This is a genomic window from Streptomyces sp. NPDC012508, assembly GCF_042902595.1.
Lineage (GTDB): Bacteria > Actinomycetota > Actinomycetes > Streptomycetales > Streptomycetaceae > Streptomyces.
Window position 1 is genome coordinate 43,176 of the sequence record NZ_JBIBEO010000011.1, and the last position, 14,018, is coordinate 57,193.

Annotated in this window: 12 protein-coding genes and 1 tRNA gene; 8 read left to right on the top strand and 5 right to left on the bottom strand. The window is 70.8% G+C overall.

Annotated elements, in window-relative coordinates; genetic code table 11:
• Nucleotides 1-80: 80 nt before the first annotated feature.
• The gene (locus tag ACFY8U_RS32285; protein WP_389575750.1) at nucleotides 81-509 is read left to right on the top strand and encodes a hypothetical protein; all 429 of its coding nucleotides are present in this window, start codon (nucleotides 81-83) and stop codon (nucleotides 507-509) included.
• A gap of 270 nt (nucleotides 510-779) precedes the next feature.
• Here the strand turns inward: ACFY8U_RS32285 and ACFY8U_RS32290 are convergent, their stop codons facing one another.
• The gene (locus ACFY8U_RS32290) at nucleotides 780-2,180 is read right to left on the bottom strand and encodes a cystathionine beta-synthase (protein WP_361672062.1); all 1,401 of its coding nucleotides are present in this window, start codon (nucleotides 2,178-2,180) and stop codon (nucleotides 780-782) included.
• Nucleotides 2,181-2,299: 119 nt separating this feature from the next.
• On the opposite strand from ACFY8U_RS32290, the gene ACFY8U_RS32295 reads away from it, so the two are divergent.
• From ACFY8U_RS32295 to ACFY8U_RS32305, 3 genes are all read left to right on the top strand, one after another.
• Nucleotides 2,300-3,310, top strand: coding sequence for an SGNH/GDSL hydrolase family protein (locus ACFY8U_RS32295; RefSeq protein ID WP_389575980.1), 1,011 nt, complete (start codon nucleotides 2,300-2,302; stop codon nucleotides 3,308-3,310).
• Between the two features lie 153 nt (nucleotides 3,311-3,463).
• Complete coding sequence (locus tag ACFY8U_RS32300) at nucleotides 3,464-4,684, top strand: acetyl-CoA C-acetyltransferase (protein ID WP_389575751.1); 1,221 nt, start codon at nucleotides 3,464-3,466, stop codon at nucleotides 4,682-4,684.
• Between the two features lie 269 nt (nucleotides 4,685-4,953).
• Complete coding sequence (locus ACFY8U_RS32305) at nucleotides 4,954-5,808, top strand: hypothetical protein (protein WP_389575752.1); 855 nt, start codon at nucleotides 4,954-4,956, stop codon at nucleotides 5,806-5,808.
• Between the two features lie 75 nt (nucleotides 5,809-5,883).
• Here the strand turns inward: ACFY8U_RS32305 and ACFY8U_RS32310 are convergent, their stop codons facing one another.
• Nucleotides 5,884-6,222: a hypothetical protein gene (locus tag ACFY8U_RS32310; RefSeq protein ID WP_389575753.1), complete on the bottom strand. Its 339-nt coding sequence runs from the start codon at nucleotides 6,220-6,222 to the stop codon at nucleotides 5,884-5,886.
• 100 nt (nucleotides 6,223-6,322) lie between these two features.
• On the opposite strand from ACFY8U_RS32310, the gene ACFY8U_RS32315 reads away from it, so the two are divergent.
• Together ACFY8U_RS32315 and ACFY8U_RS32320 are read left to right on the top strand one after the other, a co-directional pair.
• Complete coding sequence (locus ACFY8U_RS32315; RefSeq protein ID WP_352188531.1) at nucleotides 6,323-6,553, top strand: DUF4287 domain-containing protein; 231 nt, start codon at nucleotides 6,323-6,325, stop codon at nucleotides 6,551-6,553.
• A gap of 58 nt (nucleotides 6,554-6,611) precedes the next feature.
• Nucleotides 6,612-7,175: a TetR/AcrR family transcriptional regulator gene (locus ACFY8U_RS32320; RefSeq protein WP_389575754.1), complete on the top strand. Its 564-nt coding sequence runs from the start codon at nucleotides 6,612-6,614 to the stop codon at nucleotides 7,173-7,175.
• A gap of 109 nt (nucleotides 7,176-7,284) precedes the next feature.
• On the opposite strand, the gene ACFY8U_RS32325 is transcribed toward ACFY8U_RS32320, so the two are convergent.
• Nucleotides 7,285-8,172, bottom strand: a complete 888-nt coding sequence (locus tag ACFY8U_RS32325; protein ID WP_361601146.1) for a Bax inhibitor-1/YccA family protein — start codon at nucleotides 8,170-8,172, stop codon at nucleotides 7,285-7,287.
• 311 nt (nucleotides 8,173-8,483) lie between these two features.
• A tRNA-Leu gene (locus tag ACFY8U_RS32330) sits at nucleotides 8,484-8,565 on the bottom strand.
• A gap of 389 nt (nucleotides 8,566-8,954) precedes the next feature.
• On the opposite strand from ACFY8U_RS32330, the gene ACFY8U_RS32335 reads away from it, so the two are divergent.
• On the top strand, nucleotides 8,955-9,725 hold the full coding sequence (locus ACFY8U_RS32335) for an ABC transporter ATP-binding protein (protein WP_361438626.1): 771 nt from the start codon (nucleotides 8,955-8,957) through the stop codon (nucleotides 9,723-9,725).
• Nucleotides 9,726-9,995: 270 nt separating this feature from the next.
• Entirely contained in the window at nucleotides 9,996-12,533 is a 2,538-nt protein-coding gene (locus ACFY8U_RS32340; RefSeq protein ID WP_389575755.1) for an ABC transporter permease, read from the top strand.
• Nucleotides 12,534-12,597: 64 nt separating this feature from the next.
• Here ACFY8U_RS32340 and ACFY8U_RS32345 read toward each other — a convergent pair whose 3' ends face one another.
• Nucleotides 12,598-13,896: a class I SAM-dependent methyltransferase gene (locus tag ACFY8U_RS32345; RefSeq protein ID WP_389575756.1), complete on the bottom strand. Its 1,299-nt coding sequence runs from the start codon at nucleotides 13,894-13,896 to the stop codon at nucleotides 12,598-12,600.
• Nucleotides 13,897-14,018 lie beyond the last annotated feature (122 nt).

Below are 14,018 nucleotides of genomic sequence, written 5' to 3' on the forward strand. Positions count from 1 at the left end.
ATGAAGATATGCAGGAGGGCAAGAAATGCGGGGGGTACCCCTACTGACAGGTGGGGCGGGCGCTCCCTACGGTGACGATTATGGACAGCCGCGACCCCGCCCGCACCGACGAGTTCAAGACCGAGCTGGACGCCACTCTGCACGCCCGGCGGGAGCTGGGCGCGGAGTACGAGTCCGCGCTCATCGAGTCCTTCCTCGGCAGGGTGGAACAGAGCCTGGAGACGACGATCGACCGCCAGGTCCGCCGCCGCACGGCCGAACAGCAGGTGGCGACGGCCCGCGGCGTCCGCCCTCCGGGCGCGGGTCCCGAGGGCTTCGGCGAGCGCTACGGCTTCGGCATCATCTCGCTGCTCCTGGCGATCCCTCTCTCCGCGATCGCCGTCACCCAGGCGGACCTCGAAGGCCTGATCGTGGCCTGGCTCGGCATCGTCGGCGTGAACTTCGTCCACGCCACCCGGGGCCGCTTCCCGCTCGGATCGAAGCGCGACGAGGACCGGGACGCCTTCTAGCGCCTGAGGCGAAGGAGCCCGAAGAAGAGGAGGCGGGGACCGCCGCACCCCCATTGCTGGGGGGCGGGACGACGGCGGTCCCCGCGAGGGACACGGGCCCGGGTCAGGGCCGGTCTCGCGTCCGGAAGGCGTCGTCAGGAGGTCCGGGAGCCGCTCCGTTGTCCTTGACGCCGACAAGAAACACTGTGCCGGACGCGTGTTAAGCGGGTGCTGCGCGTACGTGTCGCGCTCGTACCGATTGCGCGAACGCCCGCTCGGACACGCGTCGCGCTACTTCGTGGCGCCCTTCGCCCCGCCGTTGGCCAGGAACGCGAGCAGGTCCTGACGGCTCACCACACCCGTCGGCTTGCCCTCGACCAGCACGATCGCCGCGTCCGCCGACTCACCGAGCACGGACATCAGGTCGGCGACCGGCTCGCCCGAGCCGACCTGCGGCAGCGGCGCGCTCATGTGGCGCTCCAGCGGGTCCTCCAGGTTCGCCCGCTTGGTGAACAGCGCGTCGAGGAGCTCGCGCTCGACGACCGAGCCGACGACCTCCGCCGCCATGACGTCCGGGTGACCGGCGCCCGGCTTGACGATCGGCATCTGGGAGACGCCGTACTCCCGCAGCACCTCGATGGCCTGACCGACCGTCTCCTCCGGGTGCATGTGGACCAGGGAGGGCAGGCCGCCCTCCTTGTGCCGCAGCACGTCGGCGACGGTGGCGGAGGAGGTGTCCTCCAGGAAGCCGTAGTCGGCCATCCACTCGTCGTTGAAGATCTTGGACAGGTAGCCGCGGCCGGAGTCCGGCAGGATCACGACCACGACGTCGTCCGGGCCGAGCTCCTTGGCGACCTCGAGCGCGGCGACGACCGCCATGCCGCAGGAGCCGCCCACCAGGAGGCCCTCCTCCTTGGCGAGGCGGCGGGTCATCTGGAAGGAGTCCTTGTCGGAGACCGCGACGATACGGTCCGTGACGTTCCGGTCGTACGCGGTGGGCCAGAAGTCCTCACCGACGCCCTCGACCAGGTACGGCCGGCCGGAGCCACCGGAGTACACCGAGCCCTCGGGGTCGGCGCCGACGACGGTGACCTTGCCGCCGCTGATCTCCTTCAGGTACCCGCCGGTGCCGGAGATCGTGCCGCCGGTACCGATGCCCGCGACGAAGTGGGTGATCTTCCCGTCCGTCTGCTCCCAGAGCTCGGGACCGGTGGTCTCGTAGTGGGAGCGGGGGTTGTTCGGGTTGGAGTACTGGTCCGGCTTCCAGGCGCCCGGGGTCTCACGGACGAGGCGGTCGGACACGTTGTAGTACGAGTCGGGGTGCTCGGGGTCGACGGCGGTGGGGCAGACCACGACCTCGGCGCCGTACGCCCGAAGCACGTTGATCTTGTCCGTGGACACCTTGTCGGGGCAGACGAAGATGCACTTGTAGCCCTTCTGCTGGGCCACGATCGCGAGGCCGACTCCGGTATTGCCGGATGTGGGCTCGACGATGGTGCCGCCGGGCTTGAGCGCACCGCTCTCCTCGGCCGCCTCGATCATGCGCAGGGCGATGCGGTCCTTGACCGAGCCGCCGGGGTTGAAGTACTCGACCTTGGCCAGGACGGTCGCCTGGATACCCGCCGAGACGTTGTTGAGCTTCACCAGCGGGGTGTTGCCGACGAGGCTGATCATCGAGTCGTGGAATTGCACCGTAATCTCCGGGGTCTCCGTAATGGTGCGTCCAGCGTATGCGTAGTCGGAGCGGGTTACGGGGCAGTTACATCCTGAACGGCTTGAAGGAGGTGACTGCCCCCATGTCGAGGGCGAGGGTGGCACGGCGGATCGCGGCGGGCGCGGCGTACGGCGGTGGGAGCATCGGGCTGCTCGGTGTGGCGGCGGTGGGTGTGGTCCTGGCCGAGGTGCAGCTGGCGAAGCGGAACGTGGGGGGCGGGGTGGCACCCCTGCCACCGGGGGCGGACGGGCTGTACGGGCGCTCGTTCGCGGCCTCGGATCCCGGCTCGGGGCCTCTTCGGCTGGCCCTTCTGGGTGATTCGACGGCGGCGGGTCAGGGGGTACGTCGCGCGGGGCAGACCCCGGGGGCGCTGCTGGCCTCGGGGCTCGCGGCGGTGGCCGAGCGGCCGGTGGTGCTGCGGAACGTGGCGCTGCCGGGTGCGCGCTCGGACGATCTGGAACGTCAGGTGTCGCTGTTGCTGTCGGCTCCGTCGGGCCCGCCGGACGTGGCCGTGATCATGATCGGCGCGAACGACGTCACGCACCGGATGCCGGCCACGGAGTCGGTGCGGCTGCTCGCGGCCGCGGTGCGGCGGCTGCGGACGACCGGGGCGGAGGTGGTCGTCGGGACCTGCCCGGATCTGGGCACGATCGAGCCGGTCTACCAGCCGCTGCGGTGGATGGCGCGGCGGGTGTCGCGGCAGCTGGCGGCCGCGCAGACGATCGTGGTGGTGGAGCAGGGCGGGCGGACGGTGTCGCTGGGCGATCTGCTCGGCCCTGAGTTCGCGGCGAACCCGCGGGAGATGTTCGGGGCGGACAACTACCACCCGTCGGCCGAGGGGTACGCGACGGCGGCGATGGCGGTACTGCCGACGGTGTGCGCGGTGCTCGGCGTGTGGCCGGAAACGGACCGCCTGGAGCCGGACCGCCACGAGGACATGCTGCCGGTGGCGAAGGCGGCGGCGGAGGCGGCGAAGGAGGCCGGTACGGAGGTCACGGGGGCGCGGGCGCCGTGGGCGCTGCTCAAGCACCGCCGCCGCCGGCGCCTCGCGGAACCGGCCCCTGCCCCGGACCCCGCCACCTCCCCGGAGGAGGTCCACCGGCCGTGAGGGACGCCCGCCCCACCTCCCGTGGAGGCAGTCGACTGAGCGCTCGCTTAGAAAAGAGGTCCGCGTCACACCGCTCGGGCGGTGACCCGTGCCGTACGTGCAGGTAACTTCCCTTTCAGTCCGTCCACCCCGCCGCATCCTCCTGGAGCCGTGATGCCCGAAGCCGTCATCGTCTCGACCGCCCGCTCCCCGATCGGCCGGGCCTTCAAGGGCTCCCTGAAGGACCTGCGGCCCGACGACCTCACCGCCACGATCATCCAGGCCGCCCTCGCCAAGGCCCCCGAGCTGGACCCGCGCGACATCGACGACCTGATGCTCGGCTGCGGCCTCCCCGGCGGCGAGCAGGGCAACAACCTGGGCCGGATCGTCGCCGTCCAGATGGGGATGGACCACCTCCCCGGCTGCACGATCACCCGTTACTGCTCGTCCTCCCTCCAGACCTCCCGTATGGCGCTGCACGCCATCAAGGCGGGCGAGGGCGACGTCTTCATCTCGGCCGGTGTCGAGATGGTCTCCAGCTTCGCGAAGGGCAACTCGGACTCCCTGCCCGACACGCACAACCCCCTCTTCGCCGACGCCGAGGCCCGTACCGCCGCCGTCGCCGCGTCCGAGGGCTCCACCTGGCACGACCCGCGCGAGGACGGTCTCGTCCCCGACGCGTACATCGCCATGGGCCAGACCGCCGAGAACCTGGCCCGCTGGAAGGGCATCAGCCGCCAGGAGATGGACGAGTTCGGCGTACGGTCCCAGAACCTCGCCGAGCAGGCCATCAAGAACGGCTTCTGGGAGCGTGAGATCACCCCGGTCACGACCCCGGACGGCACCGTCGTCAGCGCGGACGACGGCCCCCGTGCCGGCGTCACCCTGGAGGGCGTGCAGGGCCTCAAGCCGGTCTTCCGCCCCGACGGCCTGGTCACCGCCGGCAACTGCTGCCCGCTCAACGACGGCGCCGCCGCGCTCGTGATCATGTCGGACACCAAGGCCCGCGAACTCGGTCTGACCCCGCTCGCCCGCATCGTCTCCACCGGCGTCTCGGGCCTCTCCCCCGAGATCATGGGCCTCGGCCCGGTCGAGGCCTCCAAGCAGGCCCTCAAGCGCGCCGGCCTGACGATCGGCGACATCGACCTGGCCGAGATCAACGAGGCCTTCGCCGCCCAGGTCATCCCGTCCTACCAGGACCTGGGTCTGGACCTGGACAAGGTGAACGTCAACGGTGGCGCCATCGCCGTCGGCCACCCCTTCGGCATGACCGGCGCCCGCATCACCGGCACGCTGATCAACAGCCTCCAGTTCCACGACAAGCAGTTCGGCCTGGAGACGATGTGCGTCGGCGGCGGCCAGGGCATGGCCATGGTCATCGAGCGGCTGAGCTGAACCTGTCATGGGGGCGCCTCGGCGGCGCTCCCATGGCCTTCTGACGCGGAATCCAACCGCCCCGCGTCCCAGCCGTGACCGAATCTCCCCCAGGATGTGACCTATGTCCCGGGGGAGAGTCGTTCCCGCAGGTCACAGTAGTTCCGGGGTTAAACACCGGGCCCAAATACCTGTCCATTTCGTGACGTAATGCACTGACAGGGGGCGCACTCCCAGGACAAGCTGATGTAGGAAGTCGGGGGGATCGACTCGGAATCGGGAGTACGTCAGTGAGCGCCATGTCTCTTGCCCTGCTGGTGACCACGGCCGCCGCCACGGCCGTGGGCGCCGCCGCCCTGCACGCTGCCCACGGTCTCCGTAAGCAGGTCGTCGCTCTGCGTGGTGAACTCGCCGCCGCGCGCGGGGTGTCCGTCCCGCACGCCCGCGAGACGCCCGCCTCGGAGATACGCGCCGCGGTCGCGGAGGCGCTTGCCGAGGAGCGCGAGCGCGAGCTCGCCGAGGCGCGTGCCTTCTGGGCGGCCCAGGAGGCCCGTGACGCGGCCGACGCACCCTCCCTGCTGGGCGGCCTCGGCAGCCCCGCCGAGGACGGCGGCCCCTTCTACGTGCCGCGCCAGGCCGACTTCGTGGGCCTGGAGGCCATGGCCCTCGAGGCGATGGAGGCCGAGGCCGCCGCGCTCGACGGCACCGGGGTCGACAGCGTCCTGGAGGAGTTTCCGGAGCTGACCGAGTACGCGGAGGACTCCCCCGAGCTCGCCGCGGCCCGCCGCCGCCACCCCTCGCACCCGGACTTCGTCCCGGTGCAGACGCCCGTCGTCACCGACCACGAACGCACCGTGGCCCGCCTGGAGGAGCTCGCCGACACGCGCACCGCGCTGACGGACGTACGCCCCGGCCCGCTCGGCACGCTCGACGTGTACGTCTTCGCCGACGGCACCACGCTCTGCATGACCCCCGGCCACCGGGAGACCGCGGAGCGCCTCGCCGAGGCCCTGCGCGCCGGCCGTACGCCGGTCCTGCTCGGCGGCTCCGGCATCTCGGGCGCGTACGCCCTGACGTTCTCCTTCGGAGAAGCGGACGACGAGAACGTCTACATCCTCGCCGACCGCGTGATCGCCTCGCTCTGACCCCGCCCGGCGGCCGTTCGGCCGCCACGGTCCCCGGCGGTCCGTGCCGGCGCCGGCACCGGCGCCCTGCCGCGCCTACAGCCCCGAGCGCTCCGCCGCCTCACGTACCAGCCTCACGGCCTCGCCCAGTTCCCGTTCGCGGGGGCCGGCCGGGGCCGTTCGCAGAGCCTCCGCCAGATCGGTTCCCGCGACGAGCAGTTGGTCGGCGACGGTGAACACCCCCGCGTCCGGCATGATCCGGCCACCGTCCCCCGCCGCCCCCGGCTCCTCGATCCGCTGCGCCCACAGCGCCAACTCCCGTGCCAGCGCGAGCCCTTCGGCGGCGGCGCCACGCTGGAGGCGGCTCTGCGGGGCGGCCCGCAGCCGGTCGGCGAACCGTTCGACGGCGGCGGTCAGTTCAGTCGTATCGAGCACTCCGCGACCCTACGCGCCCTCCACGCACTGTTGCCAACGCGCCGACGCTCGGGCACGGTGTCGGGAAGGAGCACACGGCAACACGCGTCCGGAGGCGCCGATGTCCCACGCATTCTCCGAAGAGACCCACCGCAACCTGCTCGCCCGTATCCCGCATTGCACCGGTCGTGAGATCTCCGACTGGCTCCGCACCGTCGAGGAAGGCCCCTCCCTCGTCCGCTTCGAGGAGAAGGTCAGCTGGCTCCGGGGCGAGCACGACCTCGCGTACGGCCACGCGAAGGCGATCATCCACGAGTACGACCTTCGGCGAGCGGCTCGCAGACTGCTCTGACGTCGCCCCGGGTAGAGTGGGAGAACGATGGTTCTCCCACTCTGGGGGTGAAGCGACGATGGACACCGAGACCGCCGAGGCGCGGCTTCTGGAGGCCGCCGAGGAGCTGTTCGACGAGCGCGGGGTGCAGGCGGTCGGCATGGACGCCATCCGTTCCGCGTCCGGCGTCTCGCTCAAGCGCCTCTACCAGCTCTACCCGTCCAAGGACCACCTGGTGTGGGCCGTCCTGAACCGTCGCGACGTGGCCGTACGCGAGGCCATCGCCGCCCATGGAGCCGCCCGCGCCACCACCCCGTACGAGCGCGTCCTGGCGGTCTTCGACTACCTCGGCGAGTGGTTCGCCGACCCCGGCTTCCGCGGCTGCGCCTTCATCAACACCTTCGGCGAGATGGGCGGCATCTCACCGGACGTCGCCGACATCGCCCGCGGACACAAGCAGGCCCTGCGGGGGTACTTCGCCGAGCAGACCGTCGCCCTGGGGGCGCCCGGGGAGCTGGCCGACCAGCTGGCGCTGCTCGCCAACGGCGCCATGGTCGTCGCGGGCATCGACGGCTCCCCCGAGCCGGCCGCCCGGGCGAAGGACGCGGCACACGTCCTCCTGAACGCGGCACTCAAGGGCTGACCGTGCCCTCGTGACGCGGAGACGCGGAGACGCGGAGACGCGGAAGGGCCCGCCCGGCGGAAGCCGGACGGGCCCTTCGTCACACACGGGTGTGCGCACGCGTCGTGCGTCAGTCGTCGCCCTGCAGGATCGACAGCAGACGCAGCATCTCCAGGTAGATCCACACCAGGGTCAGGGTGAGGCCGAAGGCCGCCAGCCAGGACTCCTCGCGCGGGGCGCCGTAGTTCACGCCGTCCTCGACCTGCTTGAAGTCCAGGGCGAGGAAGCAGGCACCAAGGATGATGCCGATGACACCGAAGAGGATGCCGAGGCCGCCGCTGCGGAAGCCCAGGCCGTCACCGGCGCCGTCGAAGAGCGAGAAGAGCGCGTTGACCGCCATCAGCAGGATGAAGCCGATCGCGGCCGCCATCACGAAGCCGTAGAAGCGGCGCGTGACGCGGATCCAGCGCATCTTGTACGCGATCAGCACACCGGCGAAGACCGCCATCGTGCCGAGTACCGCCTGCGCGACGACACCGGGCGAGATGTACGTCGAGACGGTGGCGGAGATCACGCCGAGGAAGACACCCTCGAACGCCGCGTACGCCAGGATCAGCGCCGGCGAGGGCTTGCGCTTGAAGGACTGCACCATCGCCAGGACGAAGGCCACCAGGGCGGCGCCGACGGCGATGCCGTAGGACTTGCCGATGTTCGCCTCGTCGACCGGCAGCAGGAACCACGCCAGGGCGGCGGTGACCACGACCGTGCCGAGCGTCATGGCCGTACGGCTCACGACGTCGTCGATCGTCATCACGTTGCCGCGGGCCTGCTGCGGGGCTCCGAGCTGGGTGTCCTGCGCGTACGGGTTGGTCGCGTACGGGTTCGTCGCGCCTTCGGCGTACGGGTTGGTTCCGACGGCGGGGCCCCCGGCCTGCGGCTGCGGCGGCGCGCTGAAGCCGGCGTGGCCGTTGTCGCGGCTGAACCCCCGTCGCGAGAAGACCGGGTTGCTGCTCCTCATCTCACTCCTCCATGGCCGCACTGCGCGGCCTTGCGTCAAGAGTAATGCGCAAGCAAAAGAAACTCCCTAGTGCTCTGGGAGGATCTTTCCGAGATCGTTAGGGAAACACCGGGGGTGACAGCGGTGAGCTGCCCCGTACGGCCCTGCCCGACCGGGCCCGGCCGGAGTGTCCACTCCGACTCCGTTCGGCCGGTGATCTCCTCGTCCGCCTGCCCGGGATGAGGCCGCGCATGCCGTTGCCCTCGGAGGATGAGGCACTCGGTGCCACGTCACGCACCGCTCTCACGCGTCACACCGCGTGTCCAGTGCAGTGCCCGGAACCGGACTCGAACCGGTACGGCCCGAAGGCCAGCGAGGTTTAAGCTCGCCGTGTCTGCATTCCACCATCCGGGCATGGCGCGCGGCTCCGCGTCGGCACATGAGCCTATCGGGATGCTTCGCTCGTTCAGCGGAACGCCGGCCCGATGTTGTCTTATTTTATTGACGTCTGAGTGAGCGTCAGCGCTGGTGGGGCCTGGTCTGACGGAGTGTGACAGGGCTCGCGGACGCAAAGGTCCCTCCACCGGAATGACGGAAAGTCGCCGCCTCGACACCGCCGGGAGCGGCAATCCCCCGGGGGGGTACCGGGTCTCAGGGGCCCCGTCATACCTCAGGAGGAGAGCCGGGCTCCCCGGTCCGACTCCAGTCGCCCCCGGGAACGGGCATGTGGGCGGACGACCCGGCCCTCAACGCTCGACACGATGGAGTGGTTCCCGAACACCCCGCAGTGACAGGAGTCCCTCGTGACCACCACCCCCACCGTGTCCCGCGCCACCGCGGTGGCCGCCCGCGCCACGGATCTCTCGAAGGTCTACGGACAGGGCGAGACCCAGGTGGTCGCCCTCGACCGGGTCACCGTGGACTTCCGGCAGGGCGAGTTCACCGCGATCATGGGCCCCTCCGGCTCCGGCAAGTCGACCCTCATGCACTGCGTCGCGGGTCTGGACTCCTTCAGCTCCGGATCGGTCCGCCTCGGCGAGACGGAGCTCGGCACCCTCAAGGACAAGCAGCTGACGCAGCTGCGCCGGGACAAGATCGGCTTCATCTTCCAGGCGTTCAACCTGCTGCCGACGCTGACGGCGCTGGAGAACATCACGCTGCCGATGGACATCGCGGGCCGCAAGCCCGACAAGCAGTGGGTGGAGAAGGTCATCGACCTGATCGGCCTGTCCGGCCGGCTGCACCACCGCCCCACGCAGCTCTCCGGCGGCCAGCAGCAGCGCGTCGCCGTGGCCCGCGCGCTCGCCTCCCGCCCCGAGATCATCTTCGGTGACGAGCCGACCGGAAACCTGGACTCGCGCTCGGGCGCCGAGGTCCTGGGCTTCCTGCGCAATTCGGTACGGGAGCTGGGCCAGACGGTCGTCATGGTCACCCACGACCCGGTCGCCGCGTCCTACGCGGACCGGGTGATCTTCCTCGCGGACGGCCGGATCGTCGACGAGATGATCGCCCCGACGGCGGACGGGGTGCTGGACCGCATGAAGGCCTTCGACGCCAAGGGCCGTACGAGCTGAGGCAGCGGCGCCCGCCGCACCGCCCCGCCCGGGCACCGACGCCGCGCCCGCGCGGCGAAACGCACCGGCGCCCGTCGCGCCCGCCCGCGGGCGAAACGTACCGGCGCCTGTCGCGCCGCCCGCGGGCGAAACGTACCGGCGCCCGACGCCGGACCCCCGGCGCCCGGCGGTGACCGGTGAACGGCCTCCGGCCGTGTGCGCCCCGCCCTTCCAGTCCTCTCCCTTCCCGGCCCGCCCCGCAGGCGCCGGCCACCACCCCAGGACACACACATGTTCCGTACCGCCTTGCGCAACGTGCTCGCGCACAAGGCCCGGCTGCTGATGACCGTGCTCGCCGTCATGCTCGGCGTCGCCTTCGTCTCCGGCACCCTGGTCTTCACCGACACCCTCTCCCAGGCCTTCCGCAACCAGTCCGCGAAGAGCTACGACGACGTCGCCGTCGCCGTGAACCTCTACCCGAGCCAGGAGGAGGCCGCGAAGACGCCCGGCCTCTCCCAGGCTGTGGTCGACCGCATCGAGAAGATCGACGGCGTCACCTCCGTCACCGGACGGGTCGACGGCTTCGCCGGCGTGCCCGACAAGAACGGCAAGCTGATCGGTGTCGGCTGGTCCAACAAGGGCACCAACTTCGCCCCCGGCGCCGACGGCAAGGACCGGGCGTACGACTTCACCGAGGGCGCGGGCCCGCTCCAGGACGGCCAGATCGCCCTGGACAAGGAGACCGCGGCCAAGGGCGGCTACAAGGTCGGTGACACCGTCCGCGTCGCCACCAACGGCCCGGTGAAGGAGTTCACCCTCTCGGGCATCTTCACCACCGACGACGGCGCGGTCAGCGCCGGCGGCAGCCTGGTCCTCTTCGACAACACCGTCGCGCAGAAGCAGTACGTGAAGCCGGGCTTCTACCGGGACGCCATCGTCGTCGCCGCCCCCGGCACCGACGCCGACAAGCTCCTGGACGAGGTCCTGAAGGTCGTCCCGAAGGCCGCCACGGCCCAGACCGGGCAGGCGCTCGCCGACCAGCAGGCCAAGGACATCGAGGCCGGGCTCGGCGCGCTGAAGCAGGTGCTGCTCGGCTTCGCCGGCATCGCCCTCTTCGTCGGCGTCTTCCTGATCGCCAACACCTTCACCATGCTGGTCGCCCAGCGCACCAAGGAGCTCGCGCTGATGCGCGCCGTCGGTGCCTCGCGCAAGCAGATCACCCGCTCCGTCCTCGCCGAGGCCGGTCTGGTCGGCCTGGTGGCCTCCGCCGTCGGCTACGGCCTGGGCATCGCGCTCGCCGTCGGGCTCCGCGCGGGCATGAACGCCTTCGACCTGAAGGTGCCGGGCGGCCCGCTGGTCCTCGGTGCGACCCCGCTCGTCGCCGCGCTCGGCGTCGGTGTCCTGATCACCATGTTCGCCGCCTGGCTGCCCGGCCGACGCGCCGCGAAGATCCCGCCGGTCGCCGCCATGAGCAGCGTCCACGCCGCCGCGACGACCAAGTCCCTGGTGGTCCGGAACTCCATCGGCGCCGCGATCACCACGCTCGGCGCGGTCCTGATCGTGCTCGGCGCCGGCAAGGGCGGCGACGACGGCCGGATGTTCATCGCGGGCGGTGCGTTCACCACCCTCATCGGTGTGATCGTGCTGATCCCGCTGCTCTCCCGCCCGGTGATCGCCCTGATCCGTCCGCTGTTCGTGGGTGTCTTCGGGGTCTCCGGCAAGCTCGCCGGCCTCAACGCGGTCCGCAACCCGCGCCGTACCGGCGCCACCGCCTCCGCGCTCGCCATCGGTCTGACCCTGGTCACCGGCCTGACCGTGCTCGGTACGACCGTCGGCGCCGCCCTGGACAAGATGACGACGGACCAGATCCGGGCCGACTACATGATCACCATGGCCGACGGCGCGGGTGACGGTCTGGACGCGACGGCCCTCGATGCGATCAGGAAGACGCCGGGCGCCACTGCCGTCTCGCCGCAGCTGGCCGGCTGGTTCACGCTGAAGGGCAAGGACGTCTCGGCCTCCGGTGTCACCCCCGGCGACATCGAGAAGCTCATCAAGCTCAACACCGTGAAGGGCTCGCTCGGCTCGCTGGGCGAGGGCCGGATCGCGATCGCCGAGAAGACCGCCACCAAGCAGGGCTGGAAGGTCGGCGACACGCTGCCGGTCGAGTTCGGGGACAAGAAGAAGGGGAAGCTGACGGTCGGCGCGATCTTCGAGGACAGCGAGTTCGTCTCGCCGGTCGTCGTCGACGCGAAGATCATCACCGCCCACGAGCAGCAGTCCTACATCCCGCAGATCTTCGTCTCGATGGACGGCGGCTCCTCGGCGGCCAACGACAAGGCGCTGGCGAAGGCCATGGGCGACAACCCGGCCATCACCGTCATGGACCAGAAGGACATCCGTGACCTGTTCGGCGGCCAGATCAACCTGCTCCTGAACATCATGTACGGCCTGCTGGCGATGGCCCTGATCATCGCGATCCTGGGCGTCGTGAACACCCTGGCCATGTCCGTCTTCGAGCGTCAGCAGGAGATCGGCATGCTGCGGGCGATCGGTCTCGACCGGCGCCGCGTGAAGCGGATGGTCCGTCTGGAGGCCGTGGTCATCTCGCTCTTCGGTGCGGTGGTCGGCATCGGTCTCGGCTCGTTCCTCGGCTGGGCGATCGGCGAGACGTTCAAGAGCAGCCTGCCGGGCTACGCGCTGGTCCTGCCCTGGGACCGGATCGGGATCTTCCTGGTCCTGGCCGGACTGGTCGGCGTCCTGGCCTCCCTGTGGCCGGCCCGCAGCGCGGCGAGGCTGAACATGCTGACGGCCATCAAGACCGAGTAGCAGGGCGCGAAAAGCGAAGGGCCGGACTCCCCCGCGGGAGCCCGGCCCTTCGCCGTTCGTACGGTTACGCCTTCTCGTTCCAGACCCGCGGCCGCAGCGCCACGCCCGAGGCTCCCGACTCCGGCGTCTTCACGGCGAGGAACTGGTTCACGCCGATCCGGTTGCGCTCGAAGGAGACGGCGGAGGCCGCCATGTAGAGCCGCCAGATCCGCGCCCGGCCCGGCGAGGTGCTCCGCACGGCCCTCGCCCAGTCGCTCTCCAGGTTGGCCACCCAGCGGCGCAGCGTCAGGGCGTAGTGCTCGCGGATGGCCTCGACGTCGCGCACCTCGAAGCCGGCGTCCTCCAGCGTCGTCAGCGTGCGTCCCATCGGGGCGAGTTCGCCGTCGGGGAAGACGTACGCGTCGATGAAGGCGTCGATCTGGTAGGCCTCCTCGTCCGGCTCGGGGCGGCGGGAGATCTGGTGGTTGAGCAGCCGGCCGCCGGGCCTGAGCAGGGTGTGCAGTATGTCGGCGTACTCGCGGTAGCGGGCCTCGCCGACGTGCTCGGCCATGCCGATGGACGAAATCGCGTCGTACGGCCCGTCCTTGACGTCCCGGTAGTCCTGGACCCGGATCTCGATCCGGTCCGTCAGGCCCTCCTCGGCGATCCGCTTGCGGGCGTAGGCGGCCTGCTCGCGCGAGAGGGTGATGCCGACGACCTGTGCGCCGTACTCGCGGGCGGCGTGCATGGCCATGGAGCCCCACCCGCAGCCGACGTCGAGGAGCCGGTCGCCCTCCTTCAGGTTCAGCTTGCGGGCGATGAGGTCCAGTTTGTCGCGCTGGGCGTCCTCCAAGGTCCCGCCCTCGGTCCAGTACGCGCACGAGTAGACCATCGACGGCCCGAGGACCAGTCGGTAGAAGTCGTTGCCCACGTCGTAGTGGTGGCTGATCGCCTGTCTGTCGCGGCGCTTGCTGTGCCGCGATCCGGCACGCCGGCGCATCTCCTCGGCGGGCGGCGCCGGGGGCGGCAGTGGCCCGGCCAGCTTCAGGAACGCGGCGGCCGCGGCGCGCAGCTTCGGGTCGCGTACGGACTCCAGGGCGCTCCGGGTCTCCTCGCCGCGCTCCCAGAGCAGCCCCGACAGCCGGTCCAGGGCCTCGTAGAGATCGCCCTCGACGTCGATCTCACCGGCCACCCAGGCCCGTGCGAGGCCCAGTTCGCCGGGCTTCCACAGGAACCGGCGCAGGGCGCGCCGGTCCCGGACGATCAGAACGGGGCCGTCCGCGGGGCCGGCTTCGCTGCCGTCCCAGGCTCGCAGCCGCACCGGGAGCGGGGACCCCAGCAGATCCTCCGCGAGAGTGGTCAGCCGCAGTGCGGCGTCGGCCATGGTGCACACCTCCGTGATGTCGTGCCCCAGAAATGCTCGTCACCACGTAAACACCGTCCGTAGGCGAAAACACTCCCGCCGCCGCGCAACGACTCCGCAAAAACACGCGAAAGGGCCGTCCG